General features: G+C 51.4%; 17 protein-coding genes and 1 tRNA gene. 12 read left to right on the plus strand and 6 right to left on the minus strand.

Features of this window, described 5'->3' with window-relative positions:
* Window positions 1-34 precede the first annotated feature (34 nt).
* Both SIK97_RS28265 and SIK97_RS28270 read right to left on the minus strand, forming a co-directional pair.
* Window positions 35-940 carry a hypothetical protein gene (locus tag SIK97_RS28265; protein WP_319610978.1) on the minus strand — a complete coding sequence of 302 codons (906 nt, stop codon included), beginning with the start codon at window positions 938-940 and terminating at the stop codon, window positions 35-37.
* Window positions 941-1,678: 738 nt separating this feature from the next.
* The gene (locus SIK97_RS28270; protein WP_003036407.1) at window positions 1,679-2,353 is read right to left on the minus strand and encodes a TetR/AcrR family transcriptional regulator; all 675 of its coding nucleotides are present in this window, start codon (window positions 2,351-2,353) and stop codon (window positions 1,679-1,681) included.
* 185 nt (window positions 2,354-2,538) lie between these two features.
* On the opposite strand from SIK97_RS28270, the gene SIK97_RS28275 reads away from it, so the two are divergent.
* The 8 genes from SIK97_RS28275 (at window position 2,539) to SIK97_RS28310 (ending at window position 11,179) form a co-directional block, all read left to right on the plus strand.
* Entirely contained in the window at window positions 2,539-4,038 is a 1,500-nt protein-coding gene (locus SIK97_RS28275) for an efflux transporter outer membrane subunit (RefSeq protein WP_111736784.1), read from the plus strand.
* Window positions 4,038-5,237, plus strand: a complete 1,200-nt coding sequence (locus SIK97_RS28280) for an HlyD family efflux transporter periplasmic adaptor subunit (RefSeq protein ID WP_003036413.1) — start codon at window positions 4,038-4,040, stop codon at window positions 5,235-5,237. The genes SIK97_RS28275 and SIK97_RS28280 overlap by 1 nt, the downstream gene beginning before the upstream one ends.
* 3 nt (window positions 5,238-5,240) lie before the next feature.
* Window positions 5,241-6,773: a DHA2 family efflux MFS transporter permease subunit gene (locus SIK97_RS28285; protein ID WP_023137328.1), complete on the plus strand. Its 1,533-nt coding sequence runs from the start codon at window positions 5,241-5,243 to the stop codon at window positions 6,771-6,773.
* A 105-nt stretch (window positions 6,774-6,878) separates the two neighbouring features.
* Window positions 6,879-7,805, plus strand: a complete 927-nt coding sequence (gene cyoA / locus SIK97_RS28290) for a ubiquinol oxidase subunit II (protein WP_023137327.1) — start codon at window positions 6,879-6,881, stop codon at window positions 7,803-7,805.
* Window positions 7,806-7,807: 2 nt separating this feature from the next.
* Window positions 7,808-9,805, plus strand: coding sequence for a cytochrome o ubiquinol oxidase subunit I (gene cyoB / locus SIK97_RS28295; RefSeq protein ID WP_023137326.1), 1,998 nt, complete (start codon window positions 7,808-7,810; stop codon window positions 9,803-9,805).
* Complete coding sequence (gene cyoC / locus SIK97_RS28300) at window positions 9,795-10,412, plus strand: cytochrome o ubiquinol oxidase subunit III (RefSeq protein ID WP_023137325.1); 618 nt, start codon at window positions 9,795-9,797, stop codon at window positions 10,410-10,412. Before cyoB ends, cyoC begins: the two co-directional genes overlap by 11 nt.
* The gene (gene cyoD / locus SIK97_RS28305) at window positions 10,409-10,732 is read left to right on the plus strand and encodes a cytochrome o ubiquinol oxidase subunit IV (protein WP_023137324.1); all 324 of its coding nucleotides are present in this window, start codon (window positions 10,409-10,411) and stop codon (window positions 10,730-10,732) included. Before cyoC ends, cyoD begins: the two co-directional genes overlap by 4 nt.
* Window positions 10,733-10,786: 54 nt before the next feature.
* Window positions 10,787-11,179 (plus strand): helix-turn-helix domain-containing protein, encoded by a 393-nt coding sequence (locus SIK97_RS28310; RefSeq protein ID WP_003030860.1) that lies wholly within the window; start codon window positions 10,787-10,789, stop codon window positions 11,177-11,179.
* A 179-nt stretch (window positions 11,180-11,358) separates the two neighbouring features.
* Here SIK97_RS28310 and SIK97_RS28315 read toward each other — a convergent pair whose 3' ends face one another.
* Window positions 11,359-12,627 (minus strand): tyrosine-type recombinase/integrase, encoded by a 1,269-nt coding sequence (locus SIK97_RS28315; protein ID WP_003030858.1) that lies wholly within the window; start codon window positions 12,625-12,627, stop codon window positions 11,359-11,361.
* Between the two features lie 161 nt (window positions 12,628-12,788).
* A tRNA-Asn gene (locus SIK97_RS28320) sits at window positions 12,789-12,864 on the minus strand.
* A 330-nt stretch (window positions 12,865-13,194) separates the two neighbouring features.
* On the opposite strand from SIK97_RS28320, the gene nac reads away from it, so the two are divergent.
* From nac to ldtA, 3 genes are all read left to right on the plus strand, one after another.
* On the plus strand, window positions 13,195-14,112 hold the full coding sequence (nac, locus tag SIK97_RS28325) for a nitrogen assimilation transcriptional regulator NAC (RefSeq protein WP_046878091.1): 918 nt from the start codon (window positions 13,195-13,197) through the stop codon (window positions 14,110-14,112).
* 106 nt (window positions 14,113-14,218) lie between these two features.
* Entirely contained in the window at window positions 14,219-15,169 is a 951-nt protein-coding gene (gene cbl / locus SIK97_RS28330; RefSeq protein ID WP_014229985.1) for an HTH-type transcriptional regulator Cbl, read from the plus strand.
* A 78-nt stretch (window positions 15,170-15,247) separates the two neighbouring features.
* On the plus strand, window positions 15,248-16,189 hold the full coding sequence (gene ldtA / locus SIK97_RS28335) for a L,D-transpeptidase (RefSeq protein ID WP_047723403.1): 942 nt from the start codon (window positions 15,248-15,250) through the stop codon (window positions 16,187-16,189).
* Between the two features lie 121 nt (window positions 16,190-16,310).
* On the opposite strand, the gene SIK97_RS28340 is transcribed toward ldtA, so the two are convergent.
* Complete coding sequence (locus SIK97_RS28340; protein ID WP_047723405.1) at window positions 16,311-16,916, minus strand: glutathione S-transferase family protein; 606 nt, start codon at window positions 16,914-16,916, stop codon at window positions 16,311-16,313.
* A 179-nt stretch (window positions 16,917-17,095) separates the two neighbouring features.
* Between SIK97_RS28340 and SIK97_RS28345 the strand changes: the two genes are divergently transcribed.
* On the plus strand, window positions 17,096-18,022 hold the full coding sequence (locus tag SIK97_RS28345) for a LysR substrate-binding domain-containing protein (protein WP_047723407.1): 927 nt from the start codon (window positions 17,096-17,098) through the stop codon (window positions 18,020-18,022).
* Window positions 18,023-18,059: 37 nt separating this feature from the next.
* Here SIK97_RS28345 and SIK97_RS28350 read toward each other — a convergent pair whose 3' ends face one another.
* Window positions 18,060-19,058, minus strand: a complete 999-nt coding sequence (locus SIK97_RS28350; protein ID WP_057174014.1) for an aldo/keto reductase — start codon at window positions 19,056-19,058, stop codon at window positions 18,060-18,062.
* Window positions 19,059-19,149: the final 91 nt, after the last annotated feature.

The raw sequence follows: 19,149 nt of genomic DNA on the forward strand, positions 1-19,149 counted from the left end.
CACAATCCGGGCTGAGTTCCCTTTCAGTGATCTACTATTCCGCGCAGCTATTTAGTGCTGTTTTTAAAGTATCACCGCTTAGACGGTCAGTGATACCATCAGCTGCCGCCCATTCTTCAAAAATTGTCAATAATTTATAGGGTTGTTTTATTAATGGACTGATAACATCATTGTGCCTACAAGCGAGCCAAAATAACCTTGACAAGGGTGTGGATATTCTAGTTGAAGAGGGGAGGGATTTCTCTGTAACCTGGGTGCTAATTAGTTTCTCAATCTCTGAGTAACGAATAACAAAGCAGGAATCCTGAGGCAAATTATAGAGGGGGAAATATTCTTGCTTTGTATTTTGATTTATCGTTCCCTCTGAAGAAATTCTCTCCATAATATCAAACGCCAGATCTGTTGGTAGGTTTTTTATTTGATGTTCAATTCTACACTTCCAGGTTGTTTTTTCAAACAGCTGAAAAACTTCATTGGACATAGTAACAGTGATGCCATAATTTACCGTGTTTTTCCCAATAATTGGTAATGGTATATTCAATGAGCATGCGAGAAATTGCTTTATTAAAATACATTCAAACCCAATAAGTGATGTATCAATAATATTTTGTGTGGAGTGGACGTATCTGCCCTCAGTACTGAAAATTGAGTCCCATCCATTAATAAAGCTATTTTTTTCTAGCAGACATAAACGATGAATCAATGTCCCTCTAGCTGGATGCATTTTTACTTTTTGAAATGCATATTTTATTTTTCTCAGAATAATTGGAGATTGAAAGTATATGGCGAGATTAATTTTATTATATAATGCATAACGGTAAATATCACTCTCTTTGATTCTTTCGTTGCTCTCTGTATTAATTATGTTAACGGCTTCTTGTATGGTTACCCAGTCAGGTTTCGGAAGCGAACCGTTTATGATCTCGCTGCTTTTCAACATGAAAAACTCCTTTTACATATTTTTCTATGCAAAACTTAAATTACGATTCACTGTTTCATTATTCATGAATATTATCGATAATGTACAAATGAACCCTATTTTATAAAGTAAAGAGTTTAAAAATAAAATTGTTAAACTAGTTTTTAGTTCGCTATGAAATTTTCTCTCGTAACTATGGATGAGGAGACAATTTCCTGAGAGCATAATGAAGGATGAACTGAATAATATTAAGACTAACGAAGATAAAACTCTATGAATAAAATATCGAGCCGAAATAATAAAGAGTAGTAGTACAAGATCTTTATGGCGAAAATTTTCATATTTTCGTTTGTAGGATCCCTGTTGAGAGAATTCAATAGTAATCCAATCTTTTATGTTGCAAGGGTTATGTTTGAGGCAGTTGCTTGAGCGCTGCTTTGGCTCATAGATGCTTCCTGGTGCTGGTAGAGAAATTGCCTCCCAGTGCTCCATTAGTTCTGAAAACCTTACTACTCCGATCATGCTAACGTCTCCTGACTAAAACGAACGGTACGGTTCGATTTGATCAGGATAGACAAAATTTCTGTCAAGAGGCAAGTTAGGGCGCTAACTAAATTTAGTCGCCTGGAGTTATAGAGAAGAACGATTCGGAAAATGTAATCCACTTGATGGTAGTGTTCCATATAATAATATGGAACAAATTGATAATATTATAAACTCCTGAGCATCTTCTAATTTCTTTAAAACTGGAGATTATAATTATCCTTTACGAAAGGCTAATAAAAAGGCATTGACCGCATCCTTTGCCCATTGATCACGCTGTGCAGCAGAAGTGGAAGATTTTGGATGCATTAAGCACTGTATTTGAGGCTCACCGCGTACCATATTCACGAATAAGGAAGCAACTGCATTTCGCCCAATACCACCTAACGAGATTTCTCCTTTAGATTCAGCTTGTTGTAGTATTTCTTCAACAATGTTATTTATCTTTTCTGGACCTGCTAAATAGAAACGTCTACCTAATTCAGGAAAACGCGGTGTTTCAGAAGCTACAACACGGTAGAGAGCGAGGCCATTTTCCGAAAGCACAATATCCAGATACGTTCGGGCTATTTTAAATAATTTATCATAAATATCTTTTCCCGAAATTTTAATTTTATGTACTTTTTGAAGAAAACGCTCACATTCTATTTCAATCACTGCTGTAAATAATGCTTCTTTATTTGGATAATATGCATATACGGTTGATTTTGAGACTCCAGCAGCCTGTTGGATCATATCTGTTGATGCTGCTGCATAGCCTCTTTCCAGAAAAATAGCTTTTGCTCCTTCAAGCACGCGTTGTGCTTTTTCAGGTAAGTTACTAACTATATCATTAGAAAGTATTTTATTTTTTCTTCTAGTGTCAATTGAGGTCTTTGTTGATACCGACATCTGCACTTCCTTATCCGGAATAAAGCTTGATCTTACCATAAGATGAAACTCGAAATCATATCGTTCAGGCCTGAGTGCTACTCACGTATTTTTGCGACGTAGTTGAGTGAAATTTGGTCTTGACTGTACCGAACCGATCGGTTTACTTTGTTCGCCGTAAACTAGAATAAACAGGGCGATCAAGAATGAGGTGTGTGTCAGGTTACAGATTTGCACATGGGACGAAGTCAGTAAGGTACCGTCCGCATTATCTGAAAGGATGTGTTATCTCCGTGCTCAGTCTTGCTTTGGGGTCATGTGCTGCGATCCCCGATCTGGGAACTGCTCCTCAGCCGGAGCAGGCTGCGGCGCTGATTTCACAACGCAGTTTTTCCGCTCCGCATGCTGACTGGCCGCAGGAAAAATGGTGGATGGCCTTCGGCGATACGCAGCTTAACCAGCTGATGAGTGAAGCCACCGCGCATTCACCTTCTCTGGCACAGGCAGAAGCCCGGGTGCGTGAAGCCACGGCCAGAACCGGTGTCGCCCGTTCCCGGTTATACCCGTCAATGGACGCCAGCGCGTCCATTGATAAAGAGAAGCTCAGCTACAACTACATCTACCCTAAAACAGCCGTGCCGCACGGATGGAATGATATGGGGCAGGCCAGCCTCAACTTTAGCTGGGAACTGGATTTCTGGGGTAAAAACCGGGATGCGCTGCGTGCCGCGACATCCGAAGCCAGCGCTGCTGAGGCAGATGCCGCCGCCGCGAAACTGATGCTGACGACGATGCTCGCGGACGCTTATATCCGTCTGCAGTACCAGTATGACAGTCGTGACATTGCGGCCCGACAACTGCGTAACCGGACGGATACCGTCAGGCTGGTGCAGTTACGCCATGCTCAGGGACTTGATTCCAGAGTCTCCGTGGAAGAAAGCGGTGCCCGGCTGGATGTCGCCAGAGCGGCGCTGGCTGAAGCCGATGAGCAAATCAAATTAACCCAAAACGGCATCGCGGCTTTACTGGGCCGGGGGCCGGACAGAGGGCTGGATATCCTCAGACCCCGGTTGCAGATGCGCCGCCCTGTCGGGTTACCTGATGCGCTGAACGCAAACCTGCTCGGACGCAATCCGGAAGTGGTGGCCGCACGGTGGCGGGTTGAAGCCGCCGCCAGCAATATCGGTGTTGCCAGAGCGCAGTTTTACCCGAACGTGAACCTGATGGCCTTCGTCGGATACCAGTCACTGGGGCTGAATAACCTGTTCAGCTCGGGCTCTGATATCGGGAGCGTCGGACCTGCCATCAGCTTACCCCTTTTTGAAGGCGGGCGTTTACGCGCCAACTATAAAGGTGCGAGAGCGGAATATGAATATGCGGTGGCGTCGTATAACGAGGCGCTGACACAGGCATTACGTGAAACTGCTGATGTTACACGGAGCCTTGCTGCTCTGGTGGGCAGGTCAGAAGCAACCGCATCTGCTTTGTCCCACAGCGAGGAAGCTTATCATCTGGCAAAAGCCCGGTATCAGGGGGGGCTGGCCGATTATCAGGAAGTTCTCATTTCTGAAGATGCGTTACTCCAGGCTGAGCTGGCGAATACAGCCATGCATTCCCGGGGTTATGTCTTGGATGTGTCACTCGTCAAGGCCCTTGGGGGCGGATTTGAATCCAGTTCAACATTTGATGCGCAGGTGAAACCGTAATGACTGAAGATAAAGATAAAAACGGCCCACAGGATATGGACAGGGCTCTGGATAACACGAATGCAAAACCGGATAGCGGTGATAAAAAAAAGCATCGCCGTAAATTATTCGCTTTGTTTGGTGGCGTCCTGATTCTTATCGCCATCGGTTATGCCATCTGGCTGATTTTCTTTGCCGGTAAATCCGTCTCAACGGATAACGCCTATACCGCTGCCGAAGTCGCAGACGTCACGCCGCTTGTCGGCGGACCGGTGAAGAAAGTAAATGTGGTCAACACGCAGCTTGTGCATGCCGGTGATGTACTGGTCGTGCTTGATGAGACGGACGCCAGAATTGCGGTGTCACAGGCTGAAGCTGAGCTTGGCAGCGCCCGGCGGAAGGTGATGCAGATTATGGCCAATGACACCGCTCTGAGCGGACAGCTTGATTCGCGTGAAGCAGGTATTCAGAGCGCCGAACATGATGTGGCGAGGGCACGAGCCCGGTTTGATAAGGCCACCCTTGATGAGCGACGTCGCCGGAATCTGGTGAAAGCCGGGGCCGTATCTGAGCAGGATTTTACGGATGCGCAGACAGAATTACGGGAGGCAACGGCCGCGCTGGGAGAAGCGGAAGCCAGTCTGAAAGCTGCTCGCGCTGGCAGTGTCGAAGCAAAAGGATCCCGGCAGGCGAACGAGGCCCTGTTTCTGAACAGTACCGTTGAAACTAACCCCATTGTGGTGGCGGCCAGAACCCGTCTCGATCAGGCCCGTATAAACCTGGCGCGTATGGTTATCCGGGCCCCGGTGGATGGAGTGGTAACACAGCGCTCAGTGGATATCGGGCAGCATGTTCAGGCTGGAAACCGGCTGATGCGGGTTGTGCCCATCGAGGATATTTATGTTGATGCGAATTTCAAGGAAGGTCAGCTCAGCGACGTCAGACCGGGCCAGAAGGTAGAGCTGACTTCAGACCTGTACGGCAGCGGTGTTGTTTATCACGGTGTGGTTCAGGGATTTGACGGAGGCTCCGGTTCCGCGCTTTCACTGATACCGGCGCAGAATGCCACGGGTAACTGGATTAAGGTCGTGCAGCGACTGCCGGTGCGTGTTCGTCTGGAGCGGGAAGAACTGCGTAAAAATCCTCTGCGCATCGGGCTGTCCATGGAAGTGACGGTGGACCTGACATCGAATGCCAGAGATGACCACACGGAGAAATAAGGTATGTCTGGTTCAGCATTTCCACCTCTGTCCGGATTCAAACTGGTTGTTGCGGCAATCGTGCTCTCGCTCGGGAATTTTATGGTGGTACTCGATACCACCATTACTAACGTCGCGATGCCCACAATATCCGGTTACCTGGGCGTGTCGACAACAGAAGGAATCTGGATCATCACCGCCTATGCGGTGGCTGAAGCCATCACGGTGCCGCTGACCGGCTGGCTGGCGATGCAGTTCGGTCAGGTGCGCGTATTCCTTTTTTCTGTTGTTGCATTTGTGATTTTTTCTGTCTGCTGCGGTCTTTCCTGGTCACTACCGAGCCTGGCCATTTTCCGTGTGCTGCAGGGGCTTGCCGGTGGCCCGCTGATCCCGCTTTCTTCCACGTTGCTGCTTGCAGCCTTCCCGAAGAAACAGGCCAACATTGCCGTGGCGCTCTGGGGAATGATGACGGTAGTAGCGCCTATATTCGGTCCGATACTGGGTGGGCTTATCTCGGATAACTGGAGCTGGCAGTGGGTATTTTACATCAATATCGGCTTTGGTCTGATTGTGGGGTTTGGGACCTGGTGGGTGCTGAAGGGGAAAGAAACACATATCAGCCGTTCCCGGCTGGACAGCGTGGGGCTGGGTCTGCTCGTCATCTTTGTGGCAGCCTTTCAGATCATGCTGGATAAAGGACGTGAACTGGACTGGTTTTCCTCGGATATTATCATTGTCTGCGCCATTGTGGCCGCTATTGCCCTGATCTCGCTGATTATCTGGGAGCTCACCGCTGAGCAACCGGTGCTGGATCTGAGCGTATTTAAGTCACGTAACTGGGTGGTATCTACCGTCACGCTCTGTCTGATGTTCGGTATTTTCTTCGGGAATATCGTGCTGACCCCCCTCTGGTTACAGCAATGGATGGGATACACGGCAACCTGGGCCGGGTATGCGACGGGCCCCATGGGGATCCTGGCCGTCCTGAGCTCGCCCATAATTGGTCGTCTGCTGCCGAAGGTCGATCCCCGTCTGCTGGTGAGCTATGGCATGGGGGTACTGGCGGTCTCCTTTGTGATGCGTGCCCTGCTGACGTCGCAGGCTGACTTTATGTCAGTTGCCGTTCCCATGTTCGTTCTGGGGGCCGGAGTTCCCGCCTGCCTTATCACGCTCACCTCGCTGGGCGTGTCCGAACTGCCGCCGGAGAAAGTGGCAGCCGGTTCCGGGCTGCAGAACTTCCTGCGTGTCATGTGCATGGCGGTAGGCTCTTCCCTGACCCAGACCTACTGGGAACATATGACAAAATTTAACCGAGCGGAGCTGGTGACGGCAATCAATCCTGACGTGCCAGGGATTGTCAGCAACACGCTGGGCGCGGCCGGTATTCCGACAGACACGTCAGCGGCTCTGTTTTCGAGAATGATCGACAGTCAGGCCATCATGCTGGCAACGAACGATTTCTATCAGTCGGCCACCGTTCTGATGCTGGGGTCCATAGGCATTATCTGGCTAATCAAAAAACCGAAAGGGCCGCTTCAGAAGATGTCGGGCCATTAAATAACAGGAATGGCGGTAGCGGGAATGAGAAGGGCAGAGTATCTCCCCGTGAAAAGGTTTCATTATTTATTGCCGGTCTGCAAGTCCGTGAAATGAGGTTGTCCCATGCGATATCATAAATATAAGACCATTGTGAAATGCCTGCCGGTAATAACAGGGACGTTATTACTAAGCGGATGTCATGCTGTTTTACTTGATCCCAAAGGGCAAATCGCTATTGAACAACGGGCGCTAATCATTACGGCTTTTTGTCTGATGTTAGTGGTCGTTATTCCCGTGGTTCTGATGGCAGTTGTGTTTACCTGGAAATACCGGACCACGAATACCACGGCGAAATATACGCCTGACTGGTCCCACTCCAATAAAGTGGAGGCGGTGGTCTGGACGGTGCCCGTCCTGATTATTCTGTTTCTGGCCGTGCTGACATGGAAGTCCACCCATGCGCTTGACCCATCCAGGCCACTGACCTCTGCGGTGAAACCCATCGATATCGAAGTCATCTCCCTGGACTGGAAATGGTTGTTTATTTATCCCCAACAGGGCATTGCCACCGTCAATCAGATTGTATTCCCGGTAAATACCCCCTTGAATTTGCGTATTACATCCAATTCCGTGATGAATGGCTTTTTTATTCCGGCACTCGGCAGCCAGATTTATGCGATGCCGGGCATGCAGACCCGGCTGCATCTGATCGCCGGTGAAACGGGAACCTTCAACGGAATCTCGTCCAGTTACAGCGGCAGGGGCTTTTCCGGCATGAAATTTAAAGCGACTGCCGTACCGGATAATACCGCGTTTGAACAGTGGATCGCTGATGTGAAGAAATCACCGGATATGCTGCTCGGTCCGGCTGATTTTGAAAAACTGGCTGAGCCTGACGAAAACCACCCGGTTGAATTCTTCTCTGTCATCGATCCGACGTTGTTCAGATACGTGACTGAAAAATTTAAAGCACACGATCACGATAAGGAGACGGGAATGACTGGGTCAGAGCCGGAACAACACCTCTCACACAGAGCGCGGGGAAATTAATTATGCTCACAGGAAAACTGACGCTGGATGCCATACCTGAGGACCCGATTGTCAGGGTAACGATCGTTGCTATTCTGATACTTGGTGTGGCAATTGTTGCCGCCATCACATATTACGGTAAGTGGAAATATTTATGGTCCGAATGGCTGACCTCCGTTGACCATAAAAAGCTCGGGATCATGTACATCATCGTCGCGTTCGTGATGTTACTGCGCGGCTTTTCCGATGCAATCATGATGCGCAGCCAGCAGGTACTGGCCTCATCCGGAGTGGAAGGGGCGGGGTATCTGCCGCCCTGGCACTACGATCAAATTTTTACGGGTCACGGTGTAATCATGATTTTTTTCGTGGCGATGCCTTTCGTTATCGGCCTGATGAATATTGTGGTGCCCCTGCAGATTGGCGCGCGTGATGTGGCTTTTCCTTTCCTGAACAACCTGAGTTTCTGGTTAACGGTGGTAGGCGTGGTGCTGGTTAATCTCTGCCTGGGAGTGGGGGAGTTTGCGACCACCGGCTGGCTGGCATATCCGCCGCTTTCGGAGTTAGCGTACAGTCCCGGTGTCGGGGTGGATTACTGGATATGGACACTCCAGCTGTCGGGGATCGGGACCACACTGACCGGGATTAACTTCTTCGTCACCATACTGAAAATGCGTGCACCGGGTATGACGATGTTTAAGATGCCGGTGTTCACCTGGGCGTCGTTGTGTACCAACGTGCTGATTATCGCTTCTTTCCCTGTGCTGACCGTCACGCTGACATTGCTGACCCTTGACCGCTATCTGGGCTTCCATTTCTTCACCAATGATATGGGCGGCAACATGATGATGTACGTCAACCTGATTTGGGCGTGGGGCCATCCGGAAGTGTATATACTGGTGTTGCCGGTCTTCGGGGTCTACTCGGAAGTGGTGGCAACCTTTTCCAGGAAACGTCTGTTCGGTTATACCTCGCTGGTGTGGGCAACGGTCGCCATCACTTTGCTTTCCTTCCTGGTATGGCTGCATCACTTCTTCACCATGGGAGCCGGTGCGAACGTTAACGCCTTCTTCGGGATCATGACGATGATTATCGCTATCCCGACTGGTGTGAAAATCTTCAACTGGTTGTTCACCATGTATCAGGGGCGCATTCAGATGCACTCCGCTATGTTATGGACGGTAGGTTTTATTGTCACCTTTTCTATAGGGGGTATGACCGGCGTCCTGCTGGCCGTGCCGGGAGCTGACTTTGTCCTGCACAACAGCCTGTTCCTGATTGCCCACTTCCATAATGTCATTATCGGCGGAGTGGTGTTCGGCAGTATGGCTGGTGTGTCCTACTGGTTCCCGAAAGCGATGGGGTTCACCCTGAATGAAAAATGGAACAAGAGGGCGTTCTGGTTCTGGATCATCGGATTTTATGTGGCGTTTATGCCGCTCTATGTGCTGGGGTTCATGGGGATGACCCGCCGCTTGAGTCAGAATATTGACCCCCAGTTCCATCCCCTGCTGGTCGTGGCAGCCAGCGGTGCTGCGCTGATAGCCTGCGGGATACTGTGCCAGGTCATTATGTTCTGGGTGTCGGTGCGCGACCGCCACGAAAACCGGGATATGACCGGCGACCCGTGGGGCGGACGGACACTGGAGTGGTCCACCTCTTCCCCGCCGCCATTCTATAACTTTGCTGAAGTGCCTTTTGTCCACGAACGTGATGCGTTCTGGGAAATGAAGGAAAGAGGGGAGGCATACAAGCAACCTGCTAACTATGCCGAAATCCATATGCCGAAAAACAGCGGGGCGGGGCTGATTATTGGTCTGCTCTGCATCGGGTTTGGCTTCGGGGCTATCTGGCATATCTGGTGGCTGGCGGGATTGTCATTCCTCGGGATTATCCTGACCTGGGTTATTAAAAGCTTCGATGAAGATGTGGATTATTACGTACCCGTCGCCGAGATAAAAAAAATCGAGGATCAGCACTTTGCAGAAATAAACAAAGCCGGTGTGACATATGGTAAGTGAAGCCCTGGATTCATCCTTCCGCACCCGTGCTGAGCACGGGCATCAGGGTACAGGTACCAGTAAGGTCTTCGGCTTCTGGATCTACCTGATGAGCGACTGCATTATCTTCGCCACCCAGTTCGCGACTTACGGCGTCATGGTTCATAACATTGCAGGTGGTCCGGCGGGTAAGGATATTTTCGAACCTCCGTTTGTACTGGCGGAAACTGTGCTGCTTCTGTTTAGCTCGATTACCTATGGTTTTGCTGTTATCAGCATGGATAAAGACCGCGAGGGCGGTGTACTTGGATGGCTGACCCTGACATTTCTGTGTGGTCTGGGTTTTATCGGAATGGAAGTCTGGGAGTTCAGTCACCTGACTGCTGAGGGTTTCGGCCCACAGCGCAGTGGCTTCCTGTCAGCGCTGTTTACTCTGGTGGGCACCCATGGTCTGCATGTGACATGTGGACTGATCTGGATGCTGATCCTGATGTATCAGGTTGCCCGACGAGGTCTGTCAGGATTCAGTCGCCCCCGTCTGATATGCCTGAGTCTGTTCTGGCATTTCCTCGATGTCATCTGGATTTGCGTGTTCAGTATTGTTTACCTGATGGGAGCAATGCCATGAGACATTCTGCAGACGCACAGGGCGTAGCTTACGGCAATACGATGTCTTATATAACCGGCTTTCTCCTGTCGGTCATTCTGACGGTGATCCCGTTCTGGCTGGTTATGGACAGTGGTGTTTCCGCAGGGATCATCGCAGGCGGGGTCATGACGTGTGCCGTTGTTCAGGTGCTGGTACATCTGGTGTATTTTCTTCACCTGAATGCTTCTTCTGAAATGCGCTGGAACCTCGTAACCATTGTCTTTTCCGCTGTCATTATCTTTATCATTATTACCGGGTCGTTGTGGATCATGTGGAATCTCAATCATCAGATGATGTGAACAGGGCTTTGGCCTTTCTGTTATTCCTGTCTGCCTCATTGTGGGGGGCTATATATGGACATAAAAAAAATACGGAAGGAAAAGATAAACCGACTTGTGGTGTATGAAATTATGCAATGGATTGATGAGCATCTGGAGGAGCCGCTGAAGGTTGAGGATGTTTCTGCAAAAGCTGGTTATTCAAAATGGCATTTTCAACGGATGTTCAAGGAGGTGGCAGGAATAAGTCTAGGGAAATATATAAAGCTTGAAAAACTAAGACGTGCTTATTTTTTACTGGAGAATACGGATATACCCGTCATAGAGGTGTGCTTTATGCTCGGGTTTACCAGTCAGCAGGTATTTACCCGAGCGATGAGAAATGAAATGCATCATACACCAGGGGCTGTCAGAAGGAATAAACCTGTTCTGAAAAAGAGTTCTGGTATAAAGCGTGATGAGTTATAACCCTCTGTGAATATCATACCCCTCATTGTTTTGTTCTAAAATTACAGGGCGGATTTTAATACCAACTGACAAGGATAAATGGAAGGGGAAATACCATGAAGAAGATACAGAAAAATAACAACAGCATCTGCGTTGTCAGATGCTGTTGTTATCGTAATCCTGATTAGTTTTTTGCTGACTCAGGTAGCTTCATGACTGATATTTTTACTATATATATATGGGGGAACATAGTTTTCCCGGCACGTATAAAGATAATCAGACCACCACTGCATCATCGCTTTACGGGCTTCCAGATGTTCAGCTTTGTGGATATAAGCTATCCGCACGCTGTTGCGTTCCTGATGACTCATTTGGCGTTCAACAGCATCCTTCGACCAGAGTCCGGATTCCATTAAGGCGCTGCATGCCATTGCCCGAAAGCCATGGCCGCAAATGTCCATTTTTGTGTCATAGCCCATCAGTCGCAGTGCCTTGTTGACTGTATTTTCACACATTGGCCTGTAAGGGTTATGGTCACCGGGGAACACTAGTTCCAGATGACCTGAGATTTCCTCTACTTGTTTCAGGATAACGATGGCTTGCCGGGATAATGGAACAATGTGGGGCGTGCGCATTTTGGCTCCGCGTCCGGAATAACGAACACCGGGAAGAGCTTCGCGGGTAGCGGGGATGGTCCAGATACAGTTCCTGAAATCAAACTCGCTCCATCGGGCGAAACGCAGTTCACTGGAACGGATAAACAGGTGAAGGGTCAGAAGGACCGCTTGACGGGTTAACCCTCGTCCCTGCTGATAACCATCAATGCGCCCCAGCAATTCCGGCAGGCGTTCCAGCGGCAGGGCGGGGTAGTGGCGCTTAACGGGGGGCGCTGTCACGCCGTCAAGGTTTGCCGCCGGGTTGCTGTCAATGAATCCCTGATGAACCGCATGACGCATGATGTTACAGAGGTGCTGCCGCGTGCGGGACGCGACTTCCAGCAGACCTTTTTTCTCAATGCTTTTCAGCAGGTCAATGAAATGACGGGGTTTAAGTTCCGTGACGGACAGATGTCCGATAACCGGAAAAATATGATTGTGCATGCTGGCAAGCAGACGGTCAGCGGTATTCTGCGACCATTTTTTATTGCTTTTATGCCACGCCAGCGCCACTGTCTTAAAGACCTTTTCCGGTGAGCGGGCGGCTCTTTCGGCTATACGTTGCTGAGCGGGGTTAATGTTCTGCGCCAGCAACTTGCGGATACCGTCTCGTTGTTGCCGGGCGTCGGAAAGGGATACATCGGGATAAGCGCCTAAGCCAAGGCGGGATTCTTTACCGTTAATTCGATACTTAAGATACCAGAGACGTGAGCCGCCTGGATTGACCAAGAGGTATAGACCGTGTGAATCGGAGACTTTGAAGGATTTTTCAGAAGGTTTGAGACTGCGGATTTTCGTGTCGTTGAGAGACATATGGGGGTCACTCCATAATCGAACCAAACTGACCCCAAATCTGACCACCAAATTCTCCCGATGCGGAGGATAAAATCAAAATGCATCGGGAAGAGTTTTCACGCTAACCTGTTGAACCAACATCATATAATGATTCGCAAGGATGCATGAAAGCAGGAAATTGGCTCCTCTGACTGGACTCGAACCAGTGACATACGGATTAACAGTCCGCCGTTCTACCGACTGAACTACAGAGGAATCGTGTGAACGGGGCGCATATTAACGATGACCATCCCCCTTGTCAAAGCCTGAATCACCTTAACTTGTTCGTTTGCTGACAATTTCAGCAGAGTGCCTGTTTTTACGGCATTGCGCCGCCGGGTGCACCGTTGCGGTGCATTTATACCCCTAATGGGGCATACCGCAATCCGCTTACCGGGCAACAAAATCGCGGTTTGCTATCAGTATCCCTTATTACGCGGCCTGCAGCGGCATTTGCGTCCCCGCAAAAAAGCTGGCAAGCAAATTGCAAAACCTTCTGCATCTAAACGGCCAGTGTTGGTACTGGTGTTCCTTACAGGAGGCAAAATGAACTTAAGACGACTGAAGTATTTTGTGAAAATCGTCGATATCGGCAGTCTGACCCAGGCCGCTGAAGTCTTGCACATCGCACAACCGGCGCTGAGCCAGCAGGTTGCGACCCTGGAAGGCGAGCTGGACCAGCAGCTGTTGATCCGCACCAAGCGCGGCGTGACGCCGACCGAAGCGGGCAAGATCCTTTACACCCACGCCCGGACTATCCTGCGCCAGTGCGAGCAGGCGCAGCTGGCGGTTAACAACGTCGGTCAGACGCTAAGCGGCCAGGTGTCAATTGGGCTGGCTCCGGGCACGGCGGCTTCGGCCATTACCATGCCGCTGCTGCAAACGGTGCGTAACGAGCTTCCGGAAGTTATGGTCTATCTGCAGGAAAGCAGCGGAACGATCCTCAACGAGAAGCTTATCGACGGTCAGCTGGATATGGCCGTGCTCTATGAACGTTCTCCGGTCGCCGGGATCGTCAGTCAGCCGCTGCTGAAGGAAGATCTCTACCTGGTCGGAACCCGGGATTGCCCGGGGCAGAGCGTGGATTTGACGGCGGTTGCGGAAATGAATCTGTTCCTGCCGCGTGATTACAGCGCCGTTCGCGCAAGGGTCACCGAAGCCTTCACTCTGCGTCGACTGTCGGCAAAAATTATCGGCGAAATTGAATCCATTACCACCCTGACGGCGGCTATTGCCAGCGGCATGGGCGTCACCGTTCTGCCTGAGTCCGCCGCCCGTTCGCTGTGCAGCGCGGCGAATGGCTGGATGGCGCGCATCAGCACGCCGTCAATGAGCCTGTCGCTGTCGGTCAATATGTCGGCACGCGGCAGTCTGTCGCCGCAGGCGCAGGCGGTTAAGGAAATTTTAATGTCGCTGGTGAGCCGTCCGTCGCTGGAAAACCGTGAATTATTGTTAGTAAGTTAGGCTATATTCCTGAATGGAATAAGTTGCTGGTTTTTATTATTTGTTAGCAGGGACAACAGACTTTAACAATAGCGCCTATGTTATGTCTGATAGCCCGGAGGAAAGGGTGAACTTCCAGCAACTCAAAATTATTCGTGAAGCGGCCCGTCAGGATTACAACCTGACGGAAGTCGCCAATATGCTCTATACATCGCAATCGGGCGTCAGCCGTCATATTCGTGAACTGGAAGAAGAGCTGGGGATCGAGATTTTTATCCGCCGCGGCAAACGCCTGCTGGGGATGACGGAGCCGGGCAAAGCGTTGCTGTCGATTGCCGAGCGTATTCTGAATGAAGCCAGCAACGTTCGTCGCCTGGCGGACCTGTTTACCAACGATGCGTCCGGCGTCTTAACCATCGCCACCACCCACACCCAGGCGCGCTATAGCCTGCCGCCGGTGATTAAAGCCTTCCGCGAACTCTTTTCCGACGTACGTCTTGAATTAGTTCAGGGGACGCCGCAGGAAATTGAAGCGCTGCTGCACAACGGCGGCGCGGATATCGGCATCGCCAGCGAGCGCTTGAGCAACGACCCGACGTTGGTGGCTTTCCCCTGGTTCCGCTGGCACCACAGCCTGCTGGTCCCCAAAGATCACCCGCTGACCCAGGTGACGCCGTTAACCCTCGATGCCATCGCCCGCTGGCCGCTTATTACCTATCGCCAGGGGATTACCGGGCGTTCACGTATTGACGAAGCCTTTAACCGTAAAGGGCTGATGCCGGATATCGTATTAAGCGCTCAGGACTCCGACGTTATCAAAACCTACGTCGAGCTGGGGCTGGGCGTGGGGCTGGTGGCGGAACAGTCAGGCGACGCGCGGGAATCTGATACCTTTACGCGTCTCGATACCCGCCATCTGTTCGATGCCAATACCGTCTGGCTGGGCCTGAAGCGCGGTCAGCTGCAGCGAAATTACGTCTGGCGCTTTATTGAACTGTGTAACGCAGGGCTGTCGCTGGAGGAAATTAAACGTCAGGCGATGGAGCCGGAAGAGGCCGCAATCGATTATCAGATTTAGCAGGATGATAAATCAGATATGAGAGAGTAAACGAAGCTATAATTTATTCACGATTATCGCCACAAAGGAAGGGAAATTGTGCGGCGTGTGAAACTGCTTTGTTCTCTTATTATGATCCTCACCAGCCAGAGCGCTCTGGCGGTGAGCTACCCGTTACCGCCGGAAGGAAGCCGCCTGGTGGGCAGCCCGCTGACCATCACCATTCCGCAACACAATACCCAGCCGCTGGAGGCCTTCGCCGCTCAGTACGGTCAGGGCCTGAGCAATATGCTTGAGGCCAACCCCGGCGTCGACGTGTACCTGCCGAAGTCGGGCTCCACGCTGGTGGTCCCGCAGCAGCTTATCCTGCCCGCCACGGTCCGCAACGGGATCGTGATCAACGTGGCTGAAATGCGTCTCTACTACTATCCGCCCGATGGCACAACGGTTGACGTTCTGCCGATTGGCATTGGCCAGGCAGGACGCGAAACTCCGCGTAACTGGGTCACCGCCGTGGAGCGTAAGCAGGAGGCGCCGACCTGGACGCCCACCGCCAATACCCGTCGTGAATACGCCAGCCGTGGCGAAAGCCTGCCCGCGTTTGTGCCCGCAGGGCCGGATAATCCCATGGGCCTGTACGCGATTTACATCGGCAGGCTCTACGCGATCCACGGCACCAACGCCAATTTCGGCATTGGCCTGCGCGTGAGCCAGGGCTGCATCCGCCTGCGTAACGACGACATCAAATACCTGTTTGATACCGTTCCGGTCGGGACGCGCGTGCAAATCATCGACCAGCCGGTGAAGTATACCTCCGAGCCGGACGGCAGCCGCTGGGTTGAGGTTCACGAACCGTTGTCGCGTAACCGCGCGGAGTATGAATCGGACCGGAAGGTGCCGCTCCCCATCACGCCGGCGATTCAGGCCTTTGTGAAGGGCGAGGGGGTGGATGTGAATCACGCGGAGCAGGCGCTTGAACGCCGTTCAGGGATGCCGGTGGAGATTGGTCGTGCAGCACTGCACGCCGGTAGCGGTTTTTAACCCTTTCCCTCACGCCAGGCGATTTCTTCCATCAGGATAACGCGCCCGCGGTTGCCGGGCGCTCTCGGTTGCCGTGGCGATTCACGTTCAGGGTTTAGCTTCATCGCATTGAGCTGATGCTTTAGCTAAAGGGATGTTTTTTAAAGGCGCTATGGGTTTCAAATAATTCGGCAACGGACCGGATATGATTAAAGTCTCCCGCATGAACCACGTGAGGGATCGTTGACTGAATAAAGGTCCAGATAACCGTACTTGTTACGGCCACCTGATCGGGAACCGCGGCCGCCGGACGCTCCTCCAGTAGCCTGTTCCACTCCGTGCAGGCTGCCAGCAGCTGAGTCGTGATGCGCGCTATCCACGGATTATGCTGCTTTTCCGCCGGGCGCAGATTGTGTTCATAGACATTTTGTACCGCCTTTTCACCCGCGGCGAGAATAAAGCCCAGCGTTTGCAGATCGCTTGCCAGCGCGTCCGGCGCGACCGGCAGCAGCTTGCGCCCCGGGGCGGCCTGGGCTTCAAAATAAGAGAGTATCAGCGACGAATCCATCAGGCGAATTCCGTTATCCAGCACCAGCGTCGGCGCTTTGACCGCAGGGTTTATCCTGGAAAAGGCTTCAAAGCTGCTGAATACGGACAGCGGGTGACTTGCAAACTCGACGCCGTAGAGTTCAAGGGAAATCGCCACGCGCCTTACATAAGGCGAATCCATCATGCCAATAAGCTTCATCATGATTCCTGTTTTCCTGTGCTGGTGAAATAGGCTGGGGTTAATGCTTCATTGCCGGCGGTGAAGAAACAGTACAGTAAATTCGTCATGGCGAATATCTTCAGTATCTTACGGGTTGGGTTAGTATTACTGACAGATTGTGGGTCACGTTTTACGCGTCAGGTTGTGGGAGCGGTAACATGGCGGATTTTCCCCCTATTGCGAGTTTACGTAGTTTTGAAGCCGTGGCGCGTCTTGGCAGCGTGACGCTGGCGGCGAAAGAGCTACACGTTACGCATTCAGCCATCAGCCAGCAGATTAAAGTGCTGGAGGAGATGGTCGGCCTCAAGCTGTTTATCCGTCACGGCCGCGGCGTGCAGATTAATGAAGAAGGGCGGCTCTATGCCTTACAGGTCCGCGAGGCTTTGCACCATATTGCTGATGCCACCCGGCTGGTGCAGGTCAACCCCCGTAGGCAGGAGCTGACCCTGGCGATGGTGCCCTCGTTCGGCTGCCACTGGTTGTTGCCTCGCCTGGAACGGTTTCGGGAGAAATACCCCCATATCTCGCTGCGAATACAGGCGAGCCTGGCGATAACCAGCATGCAGCAGGAAGGGGCGGATTTGGCTATACGCATGGGAAAAGGCGACTGGGAAGGAACGGAGAGCCATTACCTTTTCTCCGATCAGCTTATCGTTGTGGCCGCGCCAACCTATAACGGCGGCGTGCTCCCCCGTACGCCGTCAGAGATAGCGAAGAGCAACATTATCTTTTCCATGGAGTCGTGGAAAGCATGGTGTATCAACGCGGGGCTTGAAAGAGAGATTGTGCCAGGCGGCCTGTGCATCAACGACTCAAACCTGGTGCTGGAGGCCGTCCGGCTCGGTAAAGGTATCGCGCTGGAACGCCGCTCTTTAGTCCAGGATGCGCTCTCCAGAGGTGAGCTGGTACAGCTTACGACTTTCACCGCCCCTTATCCGTGGCCTTACTGGCTGGTTTCATCGCAGGGCGCAGAGCAGAAAAACGAAGCCATTCTATTTAAGGCCTGGCTTGATGAGGAGGTTACCGCGTGGCGCCAGCAAACTGGCGCGGTGGAGGAGAAATGTGCGCGAGGCGGTAAACCTTAGCTCCCGCCGGAAAGGCGGGAGAATTTATAGCAGGATGTTACTTATCGATTAAATGAAAATCACCCTGGGTATACCTTAATCCGTGAATATTGTCAGGGGTAAAGATACGATCGATGAGTTTAATATCAACATTGGAAATAGCCAGGCTGGCTGCGCCGGCATTATCCTGCAAATGCGCGATTTGGCGCGCGCCGGGAATGGGGACGATATCATCGCCTTTACTCATCACCCACGCGAGAGCGAGCTGGGCCAGGGTAGAGCGATATTTATCGGCCACATCCCGCAGCTGGCTGAGTAGCTGCTGGTTTTTCCGCATGGCATCGTGCTGGAAGCGAGGAAGATTGCGCCGAAAATCATCCTCGGCGAAGCCGGACCGATCGGTGATTTTGCCGGTTAAAAATCCACGACCCAGCGGGCTATAGGGCACAAATCCTACCCCTAATTCGCGGCAAGTTTTAAGAATGTTTTCTTCCGGCTCGCGGGTCCACAGAGAATATTCGGTCTGAACGGCGGCGATCGGATGAACTTCACAGGCCCGGCGTAAAGTATTGGCAGAGACCTCGGAAAGTCCGATATGGAGAATTTTCCCTTCCTTGACCAGATCTGCCATTGTTCCCACTACGTCTTCAACGGGGACGGTGGGATCAACGCGGTGCTGATAAAGGAGATCAATAGTCTCGACGTTGAGACGTTTTAGGGAACCTTCTACCGCCTCGCGGATATGTTCAGGACGACTGTCAACGCCGGCCATACGCTCAAGCCCCCGACCGCCAGGAAGAATGCGGAAACCAAATTTGGTCGCAATCTGTACCTTGTCGCGAACGCCTTTGATTGCTTTTCCGATCAGCACTTCATTCTCAAATGGGCCATAAACTTCTGCGGTATCAAGAAAGGTGACGCCCAAATCAACCGCAGCGTGAATGGTGTTAATTGCCTGCGGCTCTTCGGCTCCGCCATAGGCAAAACTCATTCCCATACAACCCAGACCTAATGCCGACACCTGAAATTTGTTCTTTCCCAGATAACGTGTTTCCATTTTATTTTCCTCACTCGTACAATGTGCTGAAATATATACTTCCCTTTTCCATTCACAACAATTAATCTCTTTCTAATGCAGTATTTTACGG

This window comes from Klebsiella sp. JN_Kp126 (assembly GCF_033843325.1).
In the GTDB taxonomy this organism is placed as follows: domain Bacteria; phylum Pseudomonadota; class Gammaproteobacteria; order Enterobacterales; family Enterobacteriaceae; genus Klebsiella; species Klebsiella michiganensis.

Excerpts from the sequence above, each read along its gene's own strand:
- cyoB (WP_023137326.1), top strand. The coding sequence starts at position 7,808 with ATGCTCACAGGAAAACTGACGCTGGATGCCATACCTGAGGACCCGATT.
- SIK97_RS28340 (WP_047723405.1), bottom strand. The coding sequence starts at position 16,916 with ATGAAGCTTATTGGCATGATGGATTCGCCTTATGTAAGGCGCGTGGCG.
- SIK97_RS28275 (WP_111736784.1), top strand. The coding sequence starts at position 2,539 with ATGAGGTGTGTGTCAGGTTACAGATTTGCACATGGGACGAAGTCAGTA.
- nac (WP_046878091.1), top strand. The coding sequence starts at position 13,195 with ATGAACTTAAGACGACTGAAGTATTTTGTGAAAATCGTCGATATCGGC.
- SIK97_RS28310 (WP_003030860.1), top strand. The coding sequence starts at position 10,787 with ATGGACATAAAAAAAATACGGAAGGAAAAGATAAACCGACTTGTGGTG.
- SIK97_RS28265 (WP_319610978.1), bottom strand. The coding sequence starts at position 940 with ATGTTGAAAAGCAGCGAGATCATAAACGGTTCGCTTCCGAAACCTGAC.
- SIK97_RS28345 (WP_047723407.1), top strand. The coding sequence starts at position 17,096 with ATGGCGGATTTTCCCCCTATTGCGAGTTTACGTAGTTTTGAAGCCGTG.
- SIK97_RS28285 (WP_023137328.1), top strand. The coding sequence starts at position 5,241 with ATGTCTGGTTCAGCATTTCCACCTCTGTCCGGATTCAAACTGGTTGTT.
- SIK97_RS28270 (WP_003036407.1), bottom strand. The coding sequence starts at position 2,353 with ATGTCGGTATCAACAAAGACCTCAATTGACACTAGAAGAAAAAATAAA.
- SIK97_RS28350 (WP_057174014.1), bottom strand. The coding sequence starts at position 19,058 with ATGGAAACACGTTATCTGGGAAAGAACAAATTTCAGGTGTCGGCATTA.
- SIK97_RS28315 (WP_003030858.1), bottom strand. The coding sequence starts at position 12,627 with ATGTCTCTCAACGACACGAAAATCCGCAGTCTCAAACCTTCTGAAAAA.
- cyoC (WP_023137325.1), top strand. The coding sequence starts at position 9,795 with ATGGTAAGTGAAGCCCTGGATTCATCCTTCCGCACCCGTGCTGAGCAC.
- cyoA (WP_023137327.1), top strand. The coding sequence starts at position 6,879 with ATGCGATATCATAAATATAAGACCATTGTGAAATGCCTGCCGGTAATA.
- SIK97_RS28280 (WP_003036413.1), top strand. The coding sequence starts at position 4,038 with ATGACTGAAGATAAAGATAAAAACGGCCCACAGGATATGGACAGGGCT.
- cyoD (WP_023137324.1), top strand. The coding sequence starts at position 10,409 with ATGAGACATTCTGCAGACGCACAGGGCGTAGCTTACGGCAATACGATG.